This is a genomic window from Helicobacter sp. MIT 11-5569, assembly GCF_000765695.2.
Lineage (GTDB): Bacteria > Campylobacterota > Campylobacteria > Campylobacterales > Helicobacteraceae > Helicobacter_D.
Window position 1 is genome coordinate 1 of the sequence record NZ_JRPB02000016.1, and the last position, 22,317, is coordinate 22,317.

22 protein-coding genes are annotated in these 22,317 nt (G+C 33.2%); 3 read left to right on the forward strand and 19 right to left on the reverse strand.

Translation table 11 applies throughout. The annotated features are described in order from the left end of the window. The first annotated feature begins 192 nt into the window (after positions 1-192). Together tssM and LS70_RS09270 are read left to right on the forward strand one after the other, a co-directional pair. On the forward strand, positions 193-3,720 hold the full coding sequence (gene tssM, locus LS70_RS09265; RefSeq protein WP_034286954.1) for a type VI secretion system membrane subunit TssM: 3,528 nt from the start codon (positions 193-195) through the stop codon (positions 3,718-3,720). A 1-nt stretch (position 3,721) separates the two neighbouring features. Beyond that, positions 3,722-4,609 (forward strand): hypothetical protein, encoded by an 888-nt coding sequence (locus LS70_RS09270; RefSeq protein WP_034286956.1) that lies wholly within the window; start codon positions 3,722-3,724, stop codon positions 4,607-4,609. A 197-nt stretch (positions 4,610-4,806) separates the two neighbouring features. On the opposite strand, the gene LS70_RS09275 is transcribed toward LS70_RS09270, so the two are convergent. From LS70_RS09275 to LS70_RS09350, 16 genes are all read right to left on the reverse strand, one after another. Beyond that, the gene (locus LS70_RS09275; RefSeq protein ID WP_034288014.1) at positions 4,807-5,031 is read right to left on the reverse strand and encodes a YdcH family protein; all 225 of its coding nucleotides are present in this window, start codon (positions 5,029-5,031) and stop codon (positions 4,807-4,809) included. Between the two features lie 99 nt (positions 5,032-5,130). Continuing rightward, entirely contained in the window at positions 5,131-6,321 is a 1,191-nt protein-coding gene (argJ, locus tag LS70_RS09280; RefSeq protein ID WP_034288017.1) for a bifunctional glutamate N-acetyltransferase/amino-acid acetyltransferase ArgJ, read from the reverse strand. Further along, the gene (locus LS70_RS09285) at positions 6,314-7,444 is read right to left on the reverse strand and encodes a potassium channel family protein (RefSeq protein WP_034288020.1); all 1,131 of its coding nucleotides are present in this window, start codon (positions 7,442-7,444) and stop codon (positions 6,314-6,316) included. Before LS70_RS09285 ends, argJ begins: the two co-directional genes overlap by 8 nt. A gap of 22 nt (positions 7,445-7,466) precedes the next feature. After that, positions 7,467-7,655 (reverse strand): 50S ribosomal protein L28, encoded by a 189-nt coding sequence (gene rpmB, locus LS70_RS09290; RefSeq protein WP_034288023.1) that lies wholly within the window; start codon positions 7,653-7,655, stop codon positions 7,467-7,469. Between the two features lie 75 nt (positions 7,656-7,730). Further along, positions 7,731-8,690 carry an NAD(P)-binding domain-containing protein gene (locus LS70_RS09295; protein WP_138109434.1) on the reverse strand — a complete coding sequence of 320 codons (960 nt, stop codon included), beginning with the start codon at positions 8,688-8,690 and terminating at the stop codon, positions 7,731-7,733. After that, the gene (gene ccoS / locus LS70_RS09300) at positions 8,687-8,878 is read right to left on the reverse strand and encodes a cbb3-type cytochrome oxidase assembly protein CcoS (RefSeq protein WP_034288029.1); all 192 of its coding nucleotides are present in this window, start codon (positions 8,876-8,878) and stop codon (positions 8,687-8,689) included. Before ccoS ends, LS70_RS09295 begins: the two co-directional genes overlap by 4 nt. Continuing rightward, positions 8,875-9,429, reverse strand: a complete 555-nt coding sequence (maf, locus tag LS70_RS09305) for a septum formation inhibitor Maf (protein WP_034288032.1) — start codon at positions 9,427-9,429, stop codon at positions 8,875-8,877. Before maf ends, ccoS begins: the two co-directional genes overlap by 4 nt. Positions 9,430-9,498: 69 nt before the next feature. After that, complete coding sequence (acpS, locus tag LS70_RS09310; protein WP_034288034.1) at positions 9,499-9,858, reverse strand: holo-ACP synthase; 360 nt, start codon at positions 9,856-9,858, stop codon at positions 9,499-9,501. A gap of 3 nt (positions 9,859-9,861) precedes the next feature. Further along, a complete protein-coding gene (gene fliL, locus LS70_RS09315; protein WP_034288037.1) occupies positions 9,862-10,404 on the reverse strand; it encodes a flagellar basal body-associated protein FliL in 543 nt (180 codons plus the stop codon). A 36-nt stretch (positions 10,405-10,440) separates the two neighbouring features. After that, on the reverse strand, positions 10,441-11,502 hold the full coding sequence (gene pheA / locus LS70_RS09320; protein ID WP_034288039.1) for a prephenate dehydratase: 1,062 nt from the start codon (positions 11,500-11,502) through the stop codon (positions 10,441-10,443). A gap of 37 nt (positions 11,503-11,539) precedes the next feature. Next, positions 11,540-12,802: a diaminopimelate decarboxylase gene (gene lysA, locus LS70_RS09325; RefSeq protein WP_081949700.1), complete on the reverse strand. Its 1,263-nt coding sequence runs from the start codon at positions 12,800-12,802 to the stop codon at positions 11,540-11,542. An 85-nt stretch (positions 12,803-12,887) separates the two neighbouring features. Beyond that, positions 12,888-13,802, reverse strand: coding sequence for a DUF2972 domain-containing protein (locus LS70_RS09330; RefSeq protein ID WP_034288042.1), 915 nt, complete (start codon positions 13,800-13,802; stop codon positions 12,888-12,890). A 137-nt stretch (positions 13,803-13,939) separates the two neighbouring features. Then, a complete protein-coding gene (locus LS70_RS09335) occupies positions 13,940-14,302 on the reverse strand; it encodes a hypothetical protein (RefSeq protein WP_138109435.1) in 363 nt (120 codons plus the stop codon). 10 nt (positions 14,303-14,312) lie between these two features. Then, positions 14,313-15,137: an amino acid ABC transporter ATP-binding protein gene (locus tag LS70_RS09340; protein ID WP_034287331.1), complete on the reverse strand. Its 825-nt coding sequence runs from the start codon at positions 15,135-15,137 to the stop codon at positions 14,313-14,315. Further along, positions 15,124-15,822 (reverse strand): amino acid ABC transporter permease, encoded by a 699-nt coding sequence (locus LS70_RS09345; RefSeq protein WP_034287333.1) that lies wholly within the window; start codon positions 15,820-15,822, stop codon positions 15,124-15,126. Before LS70_RS09345 ends, LS70_RS09340 begins: the two co-directional genes overlap by 14 nt. Positions 15,823-15,837: 15 nt before the next feature. Then, on the reverse strand, positions 15,838-16,620 hold the full coding sequence (locus tag LS70_RS09350; protein ID WP_034287335.1) for a transporter substrate-binding domain-containing protein: 783 nt from the start codon (positions 16,618-16,620) through the stop codon (positions 15,838-15,840). A gap of 197 nt (positions 16,621-16,817) precedes the next feature. Here LS70_RS09350 and LS70_RS09355 point away from each other — a divergent pair, with 197 nt between their 5' ends. Further along, on the forward strand, positions 16,818-17,810 hold the full coding sequence (locus tag LS70_RS09355; RefSeq protein ID WP_034287338.1) for a cation diffusion facilitator family transporter: 993 nt from the start codon (positions 16,818-16,820) through the stop codon (positions 17,808-17,810). 76 nt (positions 17,811-17,886) lie between these two features. Here the strand turns inward: LS70_RS09355 and LS70_RS09360 are convergent, their stop codons facing one another. Genes LS70_RS09360 through LS70_RS09370 form a run of 3 tightly spaced genes read right to left on the reverse strand, consistent with a single transcriptional unit; the run spans position 17,887 to position 22,177 of the window. Further along, positions 17,887-19,371, reverse strand: coding sequence for an MFS transporter (locus LS70_RS09360; protein ID WP_052083271.1), 1,485 nt, complete (start codon positions 19,369-19,371; stop codon positions 17,887-17,889). 3 nt (positions 19,372-19,374) lie between these two features. Then, on the reverse strand, positions 19,375-21,216 hold the full coding sequence (locus LS70_RS09365; RefSeq protein WP_081949667.1) for a cytochrome P450: 1,842 nt from the start codon (positions 21,214-21,216) through the stop codon (positions 19,375-19,377). Then, positions 21,209-22,177 (reverse strand): AfsA-related hotdog domain-containing protein, encoded by a 969-nt coding sequence (locus tag LS70_RS09370; protein ID WP_138109436.1) that lies wholly within the window; start codon positions 22,175-22,177, stop codon positions 21,209-21,211. The genes LS70_RS09365 and LS70_RS09370 overlap by 8 nt, the downstream gene beginning before the upstream one ends. Positions 22,178-22,317: the final 140 nt, after the last annotated feature.

Consider the following 22,317-nt stretch of genomic DNA (forward strand, 5'->3'; position numbering starts at 1 on the left):
GAGTTACACCTTCAATTTTGATATAGGCTGGTTGTGCCATATAAATCTCCTTTCCCTTTTATTTTATTATTGTTACAAGCACAGATATTAGCATTTTTTTAATGTTTTTAGAATAAAATAATAAAAAAGTAGGGAATATTTTTATTTTATATTTTTTAGTGGTTAAAAATTTACGGAGAACAATTAATAATTATGTTTAGCAGAATCATCAATTTTGTAAAATCAAAACTATTTTTATATCTTTTACTATTAAGTATTCTTCTTATAGTAAGTCTTGCATTTTGGTTATGGGGTTCTTTAATAGCTTTTAATGACATTTATATCTTTAGTAACTCGTATTTAAGATTTGGCATTATTTTTATTATTTGGATTTGTATATTTTTATTTTTTCTATTAAAGCCATTATTTAATTTCTTTGCTTCTTTAAAGAGTGAAAAAAGAATGAAATTAAAAATGTTACAAAAAGAAGCGGATGAATTTTTATATAGAGCAAAAAGAAATTTTTTTATTTCCCTAAAAGATGCTAAGGATACATGGAAAAAAGAAATTAAAATTAAAAATATGCCTTTAGTCATTATTATTGGTAATGAATCAGCAGGCAAAAGCACTTTTATTAACTATTCTGATATTGAATGTCCTTTGAGTGATAGCCTCCAATCTTATAAAAAATTGCACCAATCAACACAAAATTTCGCTCTATATATTTCAAAACAAGGAGCAATTTTAGACACAGAGGGCAATTATTTTTCCCAAGAAGACTTTTTTAACCCAGAAAGTAGTGATGAGATGCCCGAAGATGATTTGGACAAAAATAGGGAATATATTTTAAAAAAGAGCATTTGGAAAAACTTTCTAGGCTTTTTAAATAAAAACTTCTTTCATAGTAAGCTAAATGGAATCATTTTAGTAATAGATACTCTAAATTTCATTAATAGTCCCAAAGAGTATTCTTATAATCTTATGCGACATCTAACAAAACGTGTGCATGAGTGTGAAAAAACATTAAACTTAAAATTACCTATTTATATAGTATTTTCCAAAATTGATTTAATTGAAGGTATGAAAGAATTTTTTGAAATCTATCATGAAAAAGTTACGCATAAAATTTTTGGAATATCTTTTAAAGACAAATTAAGACCTGATGAACTAAATAAAAACTTTAAAGAGATTAGCGATTCTCTATTTTTTAATTTTATGAGTAAAAATACGCACTTGCATTCCCTTGAAGATAAAAATAAAACTTATTGGTTTTTAAAACAAATGGATAATTTATTTGCATTAGTTAGTGAATTTCTTATTGAACTGCAAAATGAAAATGCACAAAAAAACAGCTCCTATTTACGTGGAGTCTATTTTGTAAGTGCCTATCAAGAAAATATACCAAGAAACTATCTTCTTGATACAATCTGCACAAAATACAGCATTAAAAAAGCACTCGCAAAAGCAACCCCTATCTACAATAATCAAAGCTATTTTGTAAAAACTCTTCTTGAGGGAGTGATTTTTAAAGACTATTCTTTAAGTAAAATAAAAAGTGTTTTTAAAAGAGTAGCTTTACTTAGTATCACTATAATAGTATGCCTTATGACTTATTCCTCCTCTTATTATTTTATTGATAAAAATAATTTAGAAAGGAAAAAAAGTGATGCTGTTTTAAATTCTTTAGAAATATTATTAAGCAATCTAAAATATGACACAATGAGCATAGAACAAAAAGCAGCCTTCCTAATACAACTAAGAAATATTTTATCCTCTTACCCAGAGCTTAACAATCAACCAAGCTTAATGGAATATCCAACCTTAAATATATCCTATAAAGCTTTCAAACAAGCAAATGATTTCTACTATGCCATCAATGAAGATGTGCTAAAGAATACCCTCATTAAAGAAATGGAAAACATACTATTAACAGATGCTAATCATGAAAATATTATCAAAACATTATATATGTATAAATCCCTATTTGAGCCAAAGTATCTCAATACACAATTATTAAAAAAATGGATTGGAGAAAATTGGAATTACTTGGAAAAATATCAAATCTCACAAGAAAATTTCTTAAATGGCGTAGATAGCTTTAAAAACACAAACTTCAATACTTTTAACATCAATGAAAAAAGCATTATTGCAAGCTTTGAAAAACTCCAAAATACTAGCCAAACACAAAGAATTTATATTTTGTTAGATTTCTTAAAAAGCTATCAATCAAAAGAAAAATACTTCATTACTCAATATCTAGGATTCTCTCATAATAGTGTATTTGCAAACAATAAAGAGCAGTTTATTATGGACAAAATTTATACCAAAGAAGGAATGATAGCTTTTTTAAACAGTCTTAATGCAGAAGTTGATAATGCGATTAACATAGAATTGTGGATGTTAAATAATGATACAAAACCACTAGAAAACAAGAACGCTCTTATCTTAGGTATATTAAAGCTATACCTAAGTGAATATCAAGCAAAATGGCAAGAATTACTTGCTTCTTTAAAGCCACAAAATTATAAAAGCAAGGAAGCAATGCTTAATCAACTTGATATTCTAGCAAAAAAAGAAAATCCGATTCAATCTTTGATTAATATTGTTAGCAAGAATACAAATATTAATGATGCTTTTTTATTAAGTGAGGCATACAAACTAGGTTTGAATGCTGGTGAAATCAAAGCCAACTTTACAAATATTGCAAATGCTTTTGCTCCTTATCATAAAATTGCCAATGAAGATTCTTTATTAAAAAGTGGAGCAAATGCAGTGGGCTTAAAATCCAACGATGAAAACATAATGGAAACTTTAAGTAAAGATATTACAGATGTTAAAAATAAAATTATAAGCTTTACTACAAATAGCAATCTAAGCGTGGAAAATAGAATCTCTTATGCTCTTCTTAACTTAAAAGAAGCAGACGACCCATTTACCACTTTTGATAATGACATCAAAAAAATGCCCTTTGAACTAAGGCAATACTATACAATACTCTCTGCTTATTCTTGGAATTTTATAGAAAACAATGGAATCGCACTCTTTAATGCTGCGTGGAAAAATGAAGTATATGTGCCTTTTATAAACGACATTGCTCCTTTTTATCCTTTTAATCAAGATAGTTTAGAAGACCTTAGTATAGATACTTTTAAAAACTTTTTTGGAAGAAATGGGACGATTAATAGTTTTTATAAAAAATATCTCAACGATATTTTAATAAGAAGAAAAAATATCTACTCTACTAATCCGCGATACAAAGCTAAATTAAATTTTTCTGAAAATTTTTTAAACTTTATTACAAAAACTGCGAATCTGTCTAATCTAATCTTAAGTCAAAATGATAATATAAGGGTGCATTTTACTATCAAGGCTCTTGATTTAAGTGCAGACTTTTCACATATTGATATTTCTTATGCGGATAATTCCATAAAATATGACCATACACTAAAAACACAACTTGATATTATAGCCGACCAATTTACGCCTGCTACTATCTTAAATTTTGGTGCTTATAATTATGGTTCTTATCAAGTGAGCTATGAAAATTCCTATAAAGGCGAATGGGCATGGTATAAATTTATTAAAAAAGTAAAAAATAATGGCAAATATACTTTAAATTTTAATAATAATGAAAAATTATATTTTGATTTTGAGTTAGTAAATGGTGAAAACGATATTGCTACTATTATGCAACTTTTAGAAAATTTTAGAATTGTAGAAAATATTATAGGCGGAGAATAATATGGAGAAAGAAGAAATTGGTGTTATTGTTGAAAATACACAAGATTGTAAAAGCCAGAAATATGCTCATGTTTTCAATGAAGAGGGAGGCTTTATCGGGAGCAGTATTGACAATGCTTTTTGTTTGCAAGATACACAAAACCAAATTCAAGATAAGCATATTAAAATAACTTTTGAAGAAGGATGCTTTGCACTAACCCCTATGGAAGACTGTAATGTTTATTATAACAATGCGTTTTCTAGTATGGAAGGTGGATATGGGACTATTATAAACTTAAATGATACTGTTAAAATAGGCGATATTATATTGCGCTTTGTAGAACCAAAAAGTATTGATGAGGACATGCTTAAGCAAAAAAATATACTTAAAGACTTACAAAAACAACCTCAAGAGGAAGAAGAGCCTCTAAGACCAAGAGGGCAAGTCAGTATTAATTTTAATGAAAAAGAAAATATCCAAGAGTTAATTAGCACCAAACAAGACTATGATTTTTTAGAGAAAAAATTTGATGATAGCTTTTTAAAACAAATGCCCCACACAAATACAAACACTTTTGATTATAAAAATGTTTTAAAAATACTTGATAAAAGCTTTAAAGAAATACAATCTCATCAAAAAAATAGTAAATTTAATGATATTTATGAGGATTTAACCCTAAAAGATTTGGAGGGAATTATCGCACAAGTTCCTCTTATAAAATCTATTAAACTCATTAATCTTTTAGTGCTTAGTTTGATTAGTAAAGAACTTTACAGCCCAATATTTGAAGAAATGGAAGAAGATATGTTTATTAAATATCTCAAAGTTGCGATACAAAGTAATGTAAAAGAAGAAAAACATCTCTTTGAAAATTTAACCATTAAAGCATTAGAAAAGTATAGGAAATAGGTTTTTTACTTCTATAGAGTTAATATCTTATCCATTTCTTGTTTCTTTTTTAAGAGTTTATTGCGATGAACTGATTAAATGATTTGAGTAATATTTAAAGATTGGTGCGGTATTGAATTAATTTTCTAAGAAACTGAAGCATAAAAAAGATTTAGACAAAAAACTCCTCTCCTAAAAAGAAGAGAAGAACTTAATCATTATTGTTTTTCTTTAATGTATTGCATTACCATCGCATAAGCTTCATCTTTAAGCTCTAGTTTTTTACGTTTTAATTCTGATAACTCCATATCTGTTGCATGTTCTCTACCTTCTACAATATCTTGAATTTTTTGATCTAGATCATTGTGCTCGTCAAAAATCTTAGCAAAATGTGCATTCTCCTGCTTTAAAACACTAATTTCATCTCTATATTCATGTAACATAGATTCTCTCCTTACAGATAAATTAATTATAGATTATAAATAAAATTGCCTTAATACTTACCATTTTTACAAAATTTTAGACAATCTTTTTCCTTTATTTTATGAGCGGTAATCCGCATTGATTTTTACATATTCATGCCCTAAATCACAACCATAAGCTACAAAAGATTCCATTCCTTGACCAATTTCACAAGTAATTTTAAAGGAATCTTTTTTCAAAACTTCTGCAGCTTTTTGTTCGTTTTGGCTATCAAAATAAATGAAACCTTTTTTATAAACGCACACTTCATCAAAATAAATTTCTAATGTTTTAGAATCGCATAAAATCCCACTTGCTCCGATTGTTGATGCGATTCTTCCCCAATTTGGGTCGCAACCAAAAAGTGCAGTTTTAACAAGCAAAGATTGGCTAAGTGCCTTTGCAGCTCTTTGTGCTTCTTCTTTGCTCTTTGCTCCTTTAACTTCAAAAGCGACAAGCTTAGTAGCACCCTCTCCATCACGCACAATATCTGTGGCTAATTTGTGCATTATTTTTTCTAAAACAAACAAAAAAGCCTCTTTATCATAAGTTCCACTTTTTCCATTGCTTAAAAGCAAAATCGTATCATTTGTAGAAGTATCGCCATCTACGCTAATTGCATTAAAAGTCGTTTCCGCTGCAGTCTGTAAAAGCTCTTTCATATCAGACTTTGGAATCTGCGCGTCTGTGGTGATAAAACACAGCATTGTCGCAAGGCTAGGATTAATCATTCCAGCACCCTTACACATCGCACCGATTCTAAAACTTGTCTTATCCTCCAACACCACTTCAAAAGCAATGCTCTTGCTAAAGCGGTCTGTTGTCATAATTGCTTCTGCGGCACAAGAATCTTCTTTTTTTGCTAAATCAAATTTTTTGAAAGATTCTATAATTTTTTCTTTTGGCAACTGCACACCGATTACTCCTGTAGAGCTCATAATCGGATTGTAAATTTCAGGAAATTGATGCTGAAGATTCCCTAATACTTCCTTGACATTTGCCACACCTTCATCACCTGTAAGCGCATTTGCATTTTTAGAATTTACCAATACAAAATTCGTTTTGAAATTTTTATCGTATTCTTGAAAATGCAGAATCGGAGCAGCACAAAATTTGTTTTGTGTAAAAAGTGCTTCTACTTCACATAAAGAATCTGCATAAATAAAGGCTATATCGGGCTTTCCATTGCCTTTTAATCCCGCACTTACTCCATCACAATAAAACCCTTCTGCCGCTGCGATTCCACCATGTATTGGGAAAAAACTAAACATATTTTAGCTCCTCTGGTTTGTCTTTTTTAGATATAAGCTGCTTTGTTAAGCGCACACCATGCGAAGTGCCAATTACGAGCAATTTGCATTCACTTGTTACAAGTGTATCACCATTAGGCATAGAAATAAATTTGCCATCTTTTTGTGTGATTCCCACAACAGAAGCTTGTGTAATTTCACGCACATGCGCTTCTTTGAGCTTCTTTAACACAAGCCAAGAATAACGCGGAACAACAATTTCTTCTAAATCAAGCGGAGTATCCTTTTGGTAAGCAAATCTTTCTAATAGATTCTCCATATCTGGACGTGTTGCCATTGCATTAACACGCTGCGCAAAAAGCTTTGTTGGAGAGACAACACAATCTGCGCCTAATTTTTTTAATCTCTCCTCATCTTCACTTGTATTTGCGTTACCAATAATAAAATAGGGCTTTCGTCCAAGCTCACGTTCATAAAGCCTGACAGAAGCAATTTGTGCAATATTATCTGCAATATTACTAGAAAGTGTAATAACGCCTCTTGCACTTGATAAATGGCATTTTAACATTGCAATTTCTGAATGTGGATCTTCGTTGATAAAAAATGGATAACGATATTTTTGCGCAATATCCTCTAATGCGTCATTATTATCCACCACCACAAAAGGAATATGCGCTTCTCTAAATTGCTGGGAAAGCTGGATTGTATATTCATTGTGGTAACAAATAATAAAGTGATTTTTTAAACGCGCGATTCTATAAATCATGTTGCGTTCCTTAATAATTGGAATAAGTTTGCCTCTACTTAGCACATCAATAACGCTAATGACGCAAAAGCTTAAAACAGCAGAACCTGCCATCATTACAATTGCGGTATAAAATACATCTAAGCCATCAAATTCATTTTCTTTTAATGCGCCAAAGCCTGTTGTAGTAAAAGTATAAGAAGCCTGAAAAAAAGCATCAATTAAGCTATAATCTGTAACGACAACATAACCTAAAGTGCTAAGAAACAAACCTGCAAAAAGCAGTAAAAAAGGTGCTCTAAAAGGCTTTAATTGCTCATAGAGCAACCCAGACATATCAATATCTGGTTTCTGTGTCCCCTCCCAATGGAGAAATTCTTTGAGCTTATCAAAAGCCACAGCTCAATCCTAAAACTAAGGATTAAGAGTGTTTTTTCATTGTGCGTAATGTAGAAGCAGCGACTCTAACTTTCATTGTTCTACCATCTTCTAATTTAATTCTTACTGTTCTTAAATTTGGCAAAGTTCTCTTTTTTGTTTTATTATTTGCATGGCTTACATTGTTGCCTACCATTGGACCTTTACCTGTAAAAAAACACTTTCTTGCCATTTTTTATCCTTCAAAATTGTTGCTAATGATTTAAGCTTGTGATTCTATCTAAAGCTATATAATAGAAAGTTTAAATCAATTAAGCCTTTCTTTAATTTCTTGCACAATATGGAATCCATGGTTTAATGCCGCAGCAATAGAACCGCCATTTTTATACAAAATATCCCCTGCAATATAAATTCCATCCACAGAGCTACGGTGATTTTCATCTGTCAATGGCACACCATCACTATCTAAGGCGATTCCGCATTTGCGCAAGAAATCCACAGGAGCCATTCCGCCAATCGCATAAATCACGCGGTCAAAAACCAAGCTAGTAGAATCCGTGAAATTTACTTTAACCTTCCCATTGTCATCTTCCAAACTTGTAATATCCACACCTAATTTTGGTGTAATTTTACCTGTATTGAAGCATTGCGTAAGATTTTCTTGATTTATTTCATTGATTCTTGAAAATTCTTTTTTACGATAATTTAGCATAACAGGATTTGTCTCACTCAACACACAAGCATACTCCACAGCAGAGTTTCCACCTCCGACAACTAAAATACTCTCTCCATCAACACAACTATTTGCATTAAAATTTACAATATTTCTAATACTGCTAGGAATCGGGTAGCTCGGTTTATTGGGTTGTCCCATTTTCCCAATAGAAATGACAATAAATTTTGCCTTTATTGCAAGATTATTTGTTGTGTGAATGACAAAATAATCACCTTCTTTATTTACGGATTCTACTTCTGTTTGGAATCGTGCATCTACACCATTTTCTTGAATAATCTTATCAAAAAGATCTAACGTGCTTTCTTTTGTTCCATCACAAAAATAAATATTTCCATTTAGTTCAATCTTTTGTCCTTTATAGTCCTTATCCACACGCTTGTTATCCTTATAAAATTTACGGATTGTTGTAGAATGCCCTTCGCCTTTCTCAAACAAAATTACATCTTCAATCCCTCGTATTAGCGATTCCACAGCAGATGCGATTCCACCTGGACCACCACCAATAATTGCAATATTATAAATTTCTTTCATTTATCATCCTTTGTTTTTTGATTTGCTATATGGCGTAAATCTTCTTCGCTATCAAATAAAACGCCCTGCATCATTTTTTTTTCATCATCAAACTGCCCATTTTTCAAACCCCACAAAAATGCAATTAAACCAATAAGTCCAATCACTATTGAAGTCGCAAGCATAACAGCAACCATTGTAGTATTCATACAGCTTCCTTTAAAAATGGTAGCAAAGCTTCTATATTTAGCCCCATTGCATTATAAGTTGTTCCGATTTGTTTTTTAATAAAATGCTTATGGAATCCTTCTATCATTACAGCTCCAGCTTTATTCTTCCAAAGCCCACTTTTTAGATAAGATTCCATAGCATTTTTATCAAAAATCTCAAGCACAAGATGTGTTGCACTCATATCCATATAATAGAATGCAGAACAATGCAGAATTGCACAGCTTATCACACTCAAAATTCCACCACTTTGAGCTTGCAAAAACGCATTTGCCTCTTCTGCATTCTTTGCTTTGCGCTGCAAGATTCCATTACAGCTCACAACACTATCTGCAATTAATAATGGAATCTCTAAGCCATAACACTCTAACGCGCTCGCATACTTCCCAAGTGCTGCTTCATAAGCAAATGTTTTAGGAGATTCTGCATTCAAAGTTTCTTCATCAAAGCCGCTATCACTTGCTACAAAAGGGATTTTAAAGCTTTGCAAAATCTCTTGACGCACTTTAGAAGTCGAGCATAAACGCAACATAAATCCCTTTCAAGACTTAAAAATAATTTCTGATTATAGCTTTTTAAAAATTATAAAATCATAAGGTTGTTAATTTTGCACACTCACAGCAACAACAGCAATTGCAAATCCTATATCATGAGAAATAGAAACGCTCAAATCTTCTACCTTAAAATACGTTAATTTTTCTGCAGTTAGTTGCATCAAAGGAGCACCTTTTGGGCTTTTTGAAAGTAAAATATCATGGAATCCTAACTCTTTTCCGATTCCACATTTTAATGCTTTCGCGCAAGCTTCCTTAGCAGCCCAAAATCCTGCAATGCTTTGTGGAGTTTTAACAAGAGCAATTTCAGATTCTCTTAAAAATCTCCTAAGCCCTTGTTTTTCAAACTTTGCATAAAACTTTTCTATACGTTCTATGCTAATAATATCCACTCCCACACAAAGCATAAATTACTGCACAACAAATTCTGTAAAAAACATATTCACAACTCTACCATCTACTAAAAACTCATTAAGGCGTTCCATTATTTCTTCTTTGAGTTTTTGTTTTCCTTTGACAGTTTGCACTTCTTCAAAAGTTTTTGAACTTAAAACAGTAATAATCGTATCACGCAACACATCACGTTTTGTATCAAGCTCTGCTTGCATATCAGCTAAACTAAGCTCTAATGCTATGGAAGTCTTTAGATAACGCTTTCCTCCTCCAGAAGCAAGCAAATTAACGATAAATTGGTCAAGGGGATACATTGGTCCAACGCTTAGCAAACTGCTATTTGGATTAGCAGCACTTCCCTTATTAGCAGCACTTTGTTGTTGTGGAGCTGCTGCTTGTCCCGCCGCCTCTGATTCATCGCCACCACTAAAAATCAAAATTCCAACAACAATTAGAATAATTAATAATAGCGCAACTACACCAATAATAATAAATAGTATCATTTTATTTTGTTTTAAACCCTCAAATTTCGAGGCTTTTTTCTCTTCTTCTTCTGCCATATCACTCTCCTTTTTTAAAAATAAAACGTATTATACTTAGTTTTTTAAATAACTGCCAAGCCATTTTAAAGTATTAGGATAACGTTGAAACAACTCTGCCACATTTGCATCATCAATATGCCCATCAATATCAATAAAAAAGCAATAGCTAAAATCACCCCCAGAAACAGGACGCGACTGAATAGAAGTCATATTAATATTTAAATCCTTAATATCATAAAGTAAATGATAAAGCGCGCCCGGCTTATCGGTGTTTGCTAAGTTTGCATATAAAGAAGTCTTGTCTTTTCCACAACGCTGATTTTTAAAATTGCTCACAATAATAAAACGCGTTTTATTGCTAGAATTATCTTCAATATTTTCAAACAAAACAGGAACATTATAAAGTTTTGTTGCAATATGCGAACAAATCGCAGCACATTTGGGATTCTCCGCAGCAAGTTGTGCTGCTCGCGCTGTGGAATCTACTGGAACCCTTTGGATATGGTCCAAAGAATGCTCACTTAAAAAACTTGAACATTGTCCAAATGCAATATCTTTGGAATAAATAATCTCAATATCCTGCACACGCTGTGATATGCTAGCAAAACAATGATGGATTGGCATATAAACTTCTGCAACGATTTTTAATTCTGTATTTTTAAGCAAATCCAATGTTTCACCTACTGCTCCATTTTGATTATTTTCAATCGGAATCACTGCATAACTCGCACGATGATTCTCAACACTTTTTATAGCCTGTGTAATCGTGTTATGAGAAAAATACTCGCACATTGCTCCAAAGCGGCTTTCTGCTGCTTGATGCGTATAGCTCCCAAGAGGTCCTAAATAAGCCACCCTCTCTGGTAATTCAAGATTCCGACTAACCGCAAAAATTTCCAAATAAATTGCTTCAATAGCAGATTTATCCAAAAGCATAGGTTTTTTGGAATCCAAACGGTCAATAATTTCTTTTTCTCTTTCTGGACGATAGATAGGTGCATTGCTTTGCATTTTTGCTTTACCAATACGCTTAACAATCTCCATTCTACGCCCTAAAAGCTCTAAAATACTATCATCAATCCCGTCAATCTCTGCTCTAAAATGCTGTAAATTCATCGACTAACCTTTTAATATATTATCGTTTTTACGATTCTTATAAATAATCCTTTTCAAGTGCGATTAAATCCTCAAAACTCTCTCTTTTGCGCACAAGTTTTATTTCCCCACTAGAGATTGCAACCTCTGCACATCTAGGGCGTGTATTATAGTTACTTGCCATACTAAAGCCATAAGCTCCAGCACTTAACACTGCCAAAATATCTCCACTCTCTAAAACAGGCAAGACAATGTTTTTGCCCAAATAATCCCCGCTCTCACAAATAGGTCCCACAACATCAGCTTGGATACTAGCAGATTCTGTATTAGGATTCTTAAGGGCAACAATTTGATGATAAGCTTCATAAAGGCTAGGGCGAATCAAATCATTCATCGCCCCATCAACAACAACAAAATTTTTTCCTTGATTTTCCTTTTGATAAAGCACTTTTGTTAAAAACACGCCACTATTCCCAACAATAAACCTACCCGGCTCGCAGATAATTGTTATATCAAGCCCGCGCAACTCTTCTAAAATAGCTTGTGCATAATCATAAGGATTAATCGTGTTTTCATCGCTATAAGTAATGCCGATTCCACCACCAATATCAAAAAACTTAATATCCATTTTAAGAGCGATTAAACTATGTGTAAGCTTTGCAATTTTCTGTGTAGATTCCGCAATAGGTTTTAGTTTTGTTAGCTGACTACCGATGTGAAAATGGATTCCAATAGGCTCTAAAAACTCTGCATTATGCGCATATAGATACATTCCCTTAGCCTCTTCAATCCCTACACCAAATTTGTTTTCTTTTAACCCTGTTGAAATATAAGGATGTGTTTGTGGGTCAATATCTGGATTAACACGCACAGAGATTCTAGCTGGAATCCCAAGTTCTTTTGCGCACGCCTCAACACGCAACATTTCTTCTTTGCTTTCTACATTAATAAACAAAATCCCAAGACTAAGTGCTTCTTTAATCTCAAAATCTTGCTTACCAACTCCACTATAAATAATCTTATATTTTGGAATCCCTACCATTATCGCACGCTTAATCTCTCCTAAAGACACGCAATCTGCTCCGCTCTCTAAGCTTGCAAGCTTTTTTATCACACTTAAATTAGAATTTGCTTTTAATGCGTAGCATATTAAAGTTTTTCTGCCGCCAAAAGCTTGTTTTAGCTGATTAAACTTCTCTGCGATTCTCTCTAAATCATACACATACAATGGCGTCCCAAACTGCCTAATTGCATCTTCTAATAACGCCCTATCAAGATTCCCGCTTAACTCAGGAATATTCACCGCTTGTGTATCTTTCATCACTGCACTCTTTTTAAACTCAATTTTACGTTCGCATTGTAATAAAAAATGCCTTAAAAACTTAAGCTAAAGAGAAAAATTAAAATTACTTCTTGTTTTTTAAAGATTTTTTGCACATTTTCTGAAACTCTTTGTAATACTTCCAACTCTCTACAATATCTGGACGATGTTTTTTAATATGTTTTAACTCTGGCTCTAAAACAGATTCCAAACTTTGTAAAGACGCTTGATTTTTGCTCAATGCTTCAAGGACTTGCTCCGTAGTAACACGCTCATTTTGGGCTAATTTTAGTTCTGTCTCTAAATATTCTAAAAATTCATTCACATATTCTTTTGTGGCATTCCATAGCTCCACATCCTCACACAACGCATTAAATTCAGCCTCTCGCATATATACGCAAATTTGACTTCTAATCTCGCCTTCAAAATGCTGCGCAATATCAACATAACCTTCTATTTTTTCAGGGAATATAAAATATATCTTAAAACTATTTTGCAAATCCACATTAGAGAAATTTTCATTATTTTTCTTTTTAGAATTTTTGGAATATTTATAAGGCAAATCCTTACGATTGACACATAAAGTTAATGGTTGATTCGACCACAAAAAGAATAAATTTCCATTAAAATGCTTCGCCTCATAGATTTTTCTATCTTTTTCTTGTGGAGCATTAAAACCAAAATGTTGTGATAATTTTGTTAAAGTCTCAAACGCTCTTTCTTTAGAAATTTCTTGCATATCTACATAGACCAAATCTTTTGGCTTTAGCGCATTGACTAAAGAATCCCAAATTGCTGTTTGTGTTTTTAAACCCAAAAAACTTAAAGGTGGTTCATATTCTCTTCCTCTTAAGCGCAAAATTTTATTAAAATAATGATAGTCAAACGATAAGGTAAAGACTCTTTGTAAATCTTTGATATTCTCTAAGAGTTCCCTACAAGGTAATGCACCATGTTTTAAATTTTCAATCGGGTCTCGCACTAACATTAAAGCTGGCACTTCTTCTCCAACTAAAGCGAAATATTTTTCTCTATCTTTTGTATTTCCAAACTTTTCTATACCATAGCAGTCAAAAGCTAAAACATTAAACTTTTCTTTATTTTGGATTAAGTGCGTATAATGTGATATATAGTGTTCTACTGCTTGCGTTGGAGTTTCACTATAAGAAATGCTAAAATTCCCCCCCCCCCCGCAGTTCTAAGCATACTCAACATTGCTCCATGTCCTGTTCCATGCGGACACAAATCTAACATTTGATAAAAAGGCGGTAAAGGCAAATTTAAATCCCAAGCAATACGCGCATCAGTCTTCTCCCATACGATTTCTTTAGGATTCATTAGTGGAGGATAAGGGTGATTTGCATATTTTTCTTTAAATTCTTGAGATTCTAACCATGCTAGAATCTTATCTCTATGATTCCAAATAAGTTCTAAACGCTGTGTTGGAAAATCATTTTTTAAAATTTCTAAAATTGTTTTTGTTTGTTCTGCTAAATTCATAAATTTTCCTTTAGTGCCTAATGTGGCTTAAAAAATACTGCAATCTCTCACTTTTGGGGTGGTCAAAAAAACTTTTTGGCTCTGCGTCTTCTAAGATTCTGCCACCTTCCATAAACAAAACGCGCGTGGCAACTTCCCTTGCAAAGCCCATTTCATGCGTTACACAAACCATACTCATTCCATCACTTGCCACGCTTTTCATTAAATCCAACACTCCCCCAACCATTTCTGGGTCTAATGCACTTGTTGGCTCATCAAAAAGCATAACTTCTGGCTTCATTGCCAATGCCCTTGCAATAGCGATTCTTTGTTTTTGTCCCCCACTTAGGCGCGAAGGGTATTCATGCGCTTTATCATATAAACCAACGCGCGACAAAAGCGCAAGTGCAATTTCTTTTGCTTCTCCTTGTGTTGCGCGCTTTAGCTGCACGGGTGCGAGTGTGATATTCTCCAAAACGGTTAAATTGTTAAATAAATTAAAATGCTGAAAAACCATTCCCATTTTCGCACGCGCCAAATTAATATCAATACGATATTTTTTGTCATAGTCTTTGATTTTCTTTTCTAAAATCTTACCCCTAAGATTAGCAAGCTCTGGATAAAGCTCGACACTTAAATTTGAGATTCTTTGATTATCTAGCCAAATCTCACCACTATTTGGAATCTCCAAAAGATTCAAACAGCGCAAAAAAGTGCTTTTTCCACTTCCACTAGGACCGACAATAACGACTTTTTCTCCACGCGCAAACTCAATATTTAATCCGTTTAAGACAATTTTTTCTTGCGTCTTTGTATGCTCATAATACTTTTTAAAGAGATTTCTAACGCTTATCACTTCTTCTTAACTTCCCTTCATATTTTTTCACAATAAAGCTTGCCACCATCACAAGCACCAAATAACAAAATGCCAAAAAGAAATAAGGAATCATATATTCATAGCTCGCACTTCCAATTGTCTTAAACGCGTAAGTTAAGTCATGCACAGTTACATAGTTTGCCACAGAAGTTTCTTTTAAAAGCGTGATAAACTCATTGCCTAAATTTGGAAGCGCGTTTTTTAAAGCTTGTGGAAATACGACAAAGCGCATACTCTGCTTAGAATTTAATCCCAAAGCCCTTGCTGCTTCATTTTGTCCGCTATCTACACTTAAGATTCCACCGCGGATAATCTCACTCACATACGCACCGCTATTAAGCCCAAAAATCACAACCGCTACAAGTAATGCGCTACTTCCTGCAAGCCCCAAAAGCGGCAGAATCACAAAATAAATAAAAAGCAGCTGCACAACAATTGGCGTCCCTCTAAAAAAGCCTACATAAAGTTTGCCAATAATCACTAATGCACGCTCAAAAGTGTTTTTATCTTCTTTGGTAAGTAAAATTGCTAGCAAAGTGCCAATCACAACACCAATCAATAAACCACAAACTGCAAGAATAATCGTTACCCCTATCCCTTCTAAGACAAGAAAATAACCACCCTTCGTGATAAGTTGATGATAAAAGACTTCTAATTTATCCATTCTCTAATAAGGCTTTTAGTTGAAATATTTTTGCATAATGGCTTCTAATGTCCCATCTTTTTGCATTGCATCTAATACTCTATTAATAGAATCCAAAAGTTCTTTATTGCCTTTTTTTACTGCGATTCCATATTGTTCTTGTGTCAGTGAAGCAGGTAAAACTTCTGTGTTTGCATTTGCTTTAGAAATGAGTTTGGCAGGAGCTTCGTCTAAAATCACAATATCAACTTGTCCATTAACTAGCGCGCTAACTGCAAGAGAGCCATTCACAAAACTTTTCACCTCTGCATTTGAAAATCCTGTAAATCCCCAATCTTTATCACCTTTGGCAAAAAACGCACCTGTTGTGCCTGTTTGCACACCAATTTTGATTCCTTCTTGCGTAGCAATCGCGCTAATAAGTGCTTCTGCGTCATTCCCAACTTCTTTAAGCACCACATTATCACTTTTGATAATCACAACTTGATTTGCATTGTAATAGGATTCTGTAAAATCCACAACTTTTAGACGTGTTGCATTAATCGTCAAACCACTAGCACCAAAATCTGCGTTTGCGCTACTTACTGCACTAACAACAGAATCAAACTCCATATCTTTAATCTCTAGTTCTTTGCCTAATCGCTTTGCAATCTCACGTGATACGTCCATATCTATGCCTTTAAATTCTGAACCTTCTTTAAACTCAAAAGGGGGAAATTCTGCTGCGGTTGCGACTACTATTTTTTCATCACCCTTGCAACCACTTATCCCAAAACTTACAAAAATTGCTAACACTAAAGATAAAAGCATTTGATACATACGAAGCTCCTAAAAGAAAAATAGGCAAAGATTATAGCAAAATCCCTAAATGTTTTTGTTGAATTTACAAAATATAGAATCTTTAACAAAGAGTTTATGATTGCTATCCTTGCCTTTAGGCTTTGTTACGCTTCTTAATTCTTTTTTAATTTTCTTGCTATATAATGGTTTGTATCTAAAAGCACAAAGAATTTCCAATGAATCTTTTTAGCAATATTTCAAACAAAAAATACGGCACAAGCATACGTGATAGCCAAGTGCGCATTCTCGCAAACTCCAAAGATTCCATTATAGATAACCAAAAGGAGCAATTTGTCTTAAAAGTCTCTATGTTTAGTGCTTTGCTCTTAGCAATCTTTGGTATTAGTTTTGGAATCCTTGTAAAGTCAATGACGGTAATTTTTGATGGATTTGTCGCTCTTGTTAGTGTTGGATTAGGTGCATTAAGTGTAATTACTTCACGCTATATTTATAAAGAAGATGATGATATTTTTCAATATGGCTATGTGCGTTTTGAACCAATGGTAAATCTCTTTAAATCTCTTGTGCTTGTATTTGTGTGTATTTATGCCTTTATTGATGCACTAAAAAGTATTATTCATGGAGGATATGCCGTAGAATTAGGAGGAGCGGCGATTTATAGTTTATGCGCATTCATATTTTGTGCGATTTTATTTATCTACACATTTTTTTATACAAAAATACTAAAATCAGATTTGATTCAAGTCGATAACACAGAATGGAAAATTGACTGCGTGCTTTATCTTGGTGCTTTAATGGCTTTTGGAATCATTTACTTTTTGCCAAAAAATAATGCTGCTTTTATACTTTATGTTGATCCTACTTTGCTTGCGATACTCTCTTTATTGCTTTGTATTTCTCCTACACGCATTGTTATCGCAAATTTTAAAGATTTAATCATGGTTGCTCCAGCAGAAATTGATGATAAAATCACAGAGATTATGGAGCGCATTAGTGCTGAATTTAGCTTTAAAGACTATGATACACATGTTGCAAAATCCGGACGATTCTATATGATAGAAGTCAATATTCTAACAAAAGAAAATTTTAAACCAAACAGCATAGAAGAGCTTGACCACATAAGAGAGCGTATCACAGAATCCCTTGCGATTCCAAGTTATAAAATTTGGCTATCTGTTAGCTTTACTGCAAATCCTAAATGGTTATAAATCTTTTTCAATAATTTCAAATAAATGAAACGTAAAAAGGAAAAAATCACAAGCTCTATGCAAAATCCGTAATTATCTAATCCCTAAGCAACCTATAAACACCCACACAAAGCCCCAAACAAACAATCCCGAGCAAGAAAATCGCCGCACAAAAAGCTTTGGTATAAGCTAAAACCCCAAGCGTTATATCTCCAACAAAATCAGTAAGGTTTGCACTTGCAATCATAGGGATAGATTCTGCTGTAATCCCTAACATCGGAGCAACTAGGCTCACAAAGAGTAGCACAAAAGCACCCTGCAAGGCAACCCCAATAGCTTCACTGCCTAATCGGCAAGAGTTTAGCGCACCTGCTGCAAGCCCTGCTTTATTGGAATCTACACTGCTTAAGGCAAGATTATCAATCCCTCCAGCGTGTAGCCCCATTCCCACACCGATAATAAATAAAAGCAAAAGAATAAGTAAAATTTGCCATTGTGAGGGGATAAAATAAATCACAAAGGCTAAAGCAATCAGCCCAACACTCATTAACAGCGACATTAAAAGAGCAAGCTTTTTGCTATCCCACCCAGCATTAAGCATTTTTGCGACAAGAAGAGGGCAAAAAAGCATAGGTGTCGTGAGGGCAAGCATAAATAAACCCGAGATAGAAGCACTAAAAGTAAAGGCGACTTGCAAAAAGCTAGGGAAATAGGTCAAAAGCACCACAAAGCTAAACCCAGCAATGATAGTAACAAGGCTAAAACCAAAGAATCTTTTATTTTTAAGCACCTCCAAATCTAGCAATGGAATTTGTCCTTTTGCATGGAAAGACTTTTGCTGCCCTATAAACAGAGCCAAACAAAGCACAAAAATGATTAAAGTAATAAGAGATTCTTTATCAAAATTAGCAACAGAAGTAATGAATGCCATAAATGAAAACAGCAATGCAACAAAAATAACTCCACCTAAGAAATCAAAAGGATTTTTGCCTAATTCTTCTGCATTATCTTTTGGTAAAGCAGGAGCTAAGAACAAAACAAAAGTAAGAACAATAAAATGAAAGGCAAAAATAGCACGATAAGAAATGAGCATATCCCCTATAAAAGTGCTAGCAAAAACATCAATAAGTAGCCCAGAAATAGTGGGTCCAAAGGTGATTCCAAGTCCTGCTGTTGTCCCAAAGAATGCAAAGGCTTTTGCCCTCTCTTTGTCCTGAAAGTTTTTAATCAGCAAGCTTGCCCCACTTGCAAAAACACTCGCCCCGCCAATCCCGGCAAGTGCTCTTGCAATATTTAAAAGCCATAAATCTTGTGCTAAGATAGAGAGCAAGGAGCCAAGCACATAGACAAACACACCAAGCATTAGACATTTTCTTGCCCCAAATCTATCTGCCATTGCTCCCCAAATGAGCGTAAAACTTGCAAAAAACAAATTAAAGGCATTCACAACCCATTGTAAAAGTGCAGGGTTGTTCCCTAACTCTTGAGCGATAAAAGGCAGAGCAATAGCAGTGCCAGAAATGGAGCTTGGCACAACAAACACAGCAAGCAAAATAGTAAAAAGCATTAAAGATTTGTTCATGGATTATTTCTCCCTTTCAGTAAAGTTTATAACAGGAATACTTTTGGGTCTGTGTAAAATTACTCCATTATCCCATTGTATATCTATGCTCGTATCAAGGGTTAAGTTTGGAAAAATGGAAAGAATCTCTTGCAATAGAGATTGGATTTCAATCTCTGCTAGATTTCTACCCATACAATGATGAGCTCCATATCCAAACTGCAAGTGTATTTTAGATTCCCTAAAAGGATTGATTTGCAGAGGATGTGTAAAAACAGAAGAATCTCTATTTGCTAAAAAAGCATCGGGATACACCACGCTATCTTTAGGAATAGTCCCCTGCAAAAGCTTTATTTCTTCTGTGGCAATTCGTGGAAAAGTAGAAGCTGTGCCTAAGTTTGTTAGTCTGAAAATCTCATTTATCGTATCAGGGATTAAAGCCTTATCTTCTTGCAATAGCTTCCATAGTATTGGAAAATAGAGCAAAACATATACAACCTTAGAAAGCCCTGTTAAAACATTTTGATATCCACCCAATACCGAGCCTAACAACAGACCGCAAATTTCTTTATCTGTAAGAGGAGGATTGGCCTTGCCTCTATTTTGAATCCATAAGTTAATAATACCACTACTCTCTTGGATTGATTGTTTTCCTTCTATCATATCCATAATATATTCATAAAGTTGCGTAAAATTTTCTATAAGATAATCAGTGTTATTTTTATCTGCAAGTTGCACTACCTTACTTAAAGGCTTTAAAACTTGTTTATACATATCTAAATCTATACCTAATAACTTAGCATTAATTTCAATAACAATATCATCTAAGGCAGGAAACAAATCAAAATATTTTACATCTCCAAATTTTTCTAAATACTTTCGTATAATACTTAGCATATCACTTTGGATATTATGTATATTTGCTACACCATAAGATTTCATAGCAAAATTTTTCATTCTTTTGTGTGCATTACCATCAAGATTTAACAAAAGCTCATCAGGTGTAAGTGTAGGCAGAATACTTGCACCCCCTATTACATTCGTTGGTTTTCGCAGACATTGCGAACTTGTTAGAATTTCTCTTACATCTTTAAAATTAGTTACATGATATGCCTGATGTCCACTTAAAATTTCAATAATCCCTAATCTCCGAGAATTAGCTTCAGAAATTACCTTATAACTAGGGACAAAGTCATAATTTGGAATATCTTTAATACTAGGAAAATCAAAGTTGCAGTATTTCCTAACCTCTTTTATCACTTGTATATTAGAATGAAATAAAATTGTTGCCCACTTCATTTCTGAAGCAGAAAAGCAATTCTCTTTGACATCATCAATAAGCAAATTTTCAGACCCTACACTACCCGATATTTTCTCTGCTATTGTAAAAAATTCTTTATCAGGCTTCCTGCAAGAAAATTTACAAGAATCAACGATAAAATCAGCATATTCATCTAAATCAATCATCTTTCGCCATTCTTTCTCCCATTCAATCACATTATTTGTTAATATACCTAATTGATAACCCTGCTTCTTGAGTTGTTTAAAAAGCCATACCATTATCATATTTGCTTTAATATCTGCAAACCATTGTTTGCCAAAATTTTCTAATTCTGCCCTTGTAGTATCTAACTTAGGATATAGCTTTTGTAATGATTGTCGTAATGCACTTCCCCATTCTATTTCTGTTAATATTGCATTTTCAATAGGTGCAAGCATTGGCATACTCATTGAATTCGCAACATCAGCCATAGCTTCTTTTAGTTGGGTTGGGGAAATACCTGTTTTACTATGGTATATATTAAATATTTCTTCGATTGGTGGAGATAAGACACCACCAAAATCAAACCAAATAGTCTTAATCATCTTTGCCCCCTAAAATAGAAAATTTTAATTGAGATACAACACAAATAGTTTCTTTAGCAACAACCTCTATATCAATAATAAACTGATTATCTCTAATTTTTATATTTTCTTTCTTAGAGTAACATTGATTGATGTTAAAAAATTCACAAAAAGACTTAAACTCTGCAATAACTTCTACAAGCAATAAACAATTAGTGGGTATATTCAATAATTTACAAGCTACTATTAAAGCATGTTGTCTTAAAGCTTCAAATAGAAGACTAGCAGGTATATGATCTAAAGGATGGTCAAAAAAAGCAGGATGATTAGTATTTGGAACAATAGTTGAGTAAAATAAATCAAAACTACACACAATATCACTAACAACAATATTACTATCTAATTTTTTGCCTCCTATCTCTTTTGGAATAAGTTCTATTTCATTTTGTTCCACAGCTACATATTGAGCAACATGCCTAAGTTTTTGCCATAATTTTGGCTGCAAAAAGGAAATATCCATAATTTTTGTTGCACAAAGCTGTGTATTACAATACATACTCATCTCTAAGATAAGACCATTAAGATTTCCTCTTTTTATCTTTTCTTCAATTACTTTTACCACTACAATAGCATATTGGTGTTTGGTATTAATACAATGTGTATCAATAAGATTAAAATGAGCACTATCAAATATAAATTTAAAATCTAAAGGAATAGAATAAAAGATATGAGAGACATAAATAGAACATTGCCTAAAAACTTCTAAAAGCAAGGAAACATCTATCTTTTGAGAAGAATCATTATAGTAACAATGTGCTTGAGGAAAAATAGCTGAAAGTAAAAACGAGCCATCACTATCTTTACAAGAATCACTTAAAAATACTTCACCTACAAATGATTTGTGGACTAAATATCTGGGAACAACACTATCAATATTAGGTTGCCAATTCTTTTTTTCTTTTCCTAAAACTTTATCAAACATAATACCGCCCCCTCTTGGTATATCAGAATAATAAAACAAGTAATGCAGAATCAACACATCACATTACACTCTCATCTCCGCACCGTCCTACTTTACCACTCTTGCAAAGAGCAGTATCATCAGCGAAGAAGAGCTTAACT

Coding starts and splice junctions, on each gene's coding strand:
- tssM (WP_034286954.1), top strand. CDS start 193: ATGTTTAGCAGAATCATCAATTTTGTAAAATCAAAACTATTTTTATAT.
- LS70_RS09270 (WP_034286956.1), top strand. CDS start 3,722: ATGGAGAAAGAAGAAATTGGTGTTATTGTTGAAAATACACAAGATTGT.
- LS70_RS09275 (WP_034288014.1), bottom strand. CDS start 5,031: ATGTTACATGAATATAGAGATGAAATTAGTGTTTTAAAGCAGGAGAAT.
- argJ (WP_034288017.1), bottom strand. CDS start 6,321: ATGTTTAGTTTTTTCCCAATACATGGTGGAATCGCAGCGGCAGAAGGG.
- rpmB (WP_034288023.1), bottom strand. CDS start 7,655: ATGGCAAGAAAGTGTTTTTTTACAGGTAAAGGTCCAATGGTAGGCAAC.
- LS70_RS09295 (WP_138109434.1), bottom strand. CDS start 8,690: ATGAAAGAAATTTATAATATTGCAATTATTGGTGGTGGTCCAGGTGGA.
- ccoS (WP_034288029.1), bottom strand. CDS start 8,878: ATGAATACTACAATGGTTGCTGTTATGCTTGCGACTTCAATAGTGATT.
- maf (WP_034288032.1), bottom strand. CDS start 9,429: ATGTTGCGTTTATGCTCGACTTCTAAAGTGCGTCAAGAGATTTTGCAA.
- acpS (WP_034288034.1), bottom strand. CDS start 9,858: ATGCTTTGTGTGGGAGTGGATATTATTAGCATAGAACGTATAGAAAAG.
- fliL (WP_034288037.1), bottom strand. CDS start 10,404: ATGGCAGAAGAAGAAGAGAAAAAAGCCTCGAAATTTGAGGGTTTAAAA.
- pheA (WP_034288039.1), bottom strand. CDS start 11,502: ATGAATTTACAGCATTTTAGAGCAGAGATTGACGGGATTGATGATAGT.
- lysA (WP_081949700.1), bottom strand. CDS start 12,802: ATGAAAGATACACAAGCGGTGAATATTCCTGAGTTAAGCGGGAATCTT.
- LS70_RS09335 (WP_138109435.1), bottom strand. CDS start 14,302: ATGAATTTAGCAGAACAAACAAAAACAATTTTAGAAATTTTAAAAAAT.
- LS70_RS09345 (WP_034287333.1), bottom strand. CDS start 15,822: ATGGATAAATTAGAAGTCTTTTATCATCAACTTATCACGAAGGGTGGT.
- LS70_RS09350 (WP_034287335.1), bottom strand. CDS start 16,620: ATGTATCAAATGCTTTTATCTTTAGTGTTAGCAATTTTTGTAAGTTTT.
- LS70_RS09355 (WP_034287338.1), top strand. CDS start 16,818: ATGAATCTTTTTAGCAATATTTCAAACAAAAAATACGGCACAAGCATA.
- LS70_RS09360 (WP_052083271.1), bottom strand. CDS start 19,371: ATGAACAAATCTTTAATGCTTTTTACTATTTTGCTTGCTGTGTTTGTT.
- LS70_RS09365 (WP_081949667.1), bottom strand. CDS start 21,216: ATGATTAAGACTATTTGGTTTGATTTTGGTGGTGTCTTATCTCCACCA.
- LS70_RS09370 (WP_138109436.1), bottom strand. CDS start 22,177: ATGTTTGATAAAGTTTTAGGAAAAGAAAAAAAGAATTGGCAACCTAAT.